A 638-nucleotide genomic window follows, 5' to 3' on the forward strand; every position below is an offset into this window, starting at 1 on the left:
GCTCGTGGCCACCCCCGCCATCCCGCCAGGGGTGGCCACGAGCCCCGCCATCCCGCCAGGGGTGGCCACCAGTAGCGCGGCCGTCGCCGGGTCCGAGGTGGGGCTGGTCGCCACCCCGGCGGCGCCGCCCTTGGCCGCGCCTGCGGCGGCGCGCGCCGAGGCCGGCGAGCAGGTCATCCCCGTCGTCGAGGAGGAGCTGCGCATCGGCCGCCGCGACGTCGAGGGCGGCCGGGTCAAGGTGCGCTCCTACATCGTCGAGACGCCGGTGACCGAGCAGGTCAGCCTGCGCCAGGAGCATGTCGAGCTGCAGCGCCGGATCGTCGACCGCCCGGTGACCGCCGCCGACCAGGCCTTCCAGGACCGCACCATCGAGGTGCGCGCGGTGAACGAGGAGGCGGTGGTCTCCAAGGAAGCCCGCGTGACCGAGGAGCTGGTGGTCCGCAAGGACGCCACGCAGCGGACCGAGACGGTGGCCGAGACCCTGCGCCGCACCCAGGTCGAGCTGGAGGACGACACCACCCCGCGCCGCGACGGCGCCGGCCCGCCGCCGGTCCCGGCCGGCAAGGCCTGACGCGTCGCCTGGCGGCGGTGGCGCCACGGCGCGCCGCCGCCGGGTCGTGCCGGTCCCACCCCCGGTC

The 638-nt window shown here is 77.4% G+C and carries 1 protein-coding gene; it reads left to right on the top strand.

Annotation, left to right across the window (positions count from 1 at the left end; all coding sequences use genetic code 11):
* On the top strand, window positions 1-571 hold a 571-nt coding region (locus GVN67_RS29140; RefSeq protein WP_160000780.1), incomplete at its 5' end, for a YsnF/AvaK domain-containing protein.
* Window positions 572-638 lie beyond the last annotated feature (67 nt).

The sequence above is a fragment of the Roseomonas sp. 18066 genome (assembly GCF_902706185.1).
Taxonomy (GTDB): domain Bacteria; phylum Pseudomonadota; class Alphaproteobacteria; order Acetobacterales; family Acetobacteraceae; genus Pseudoroseomonas.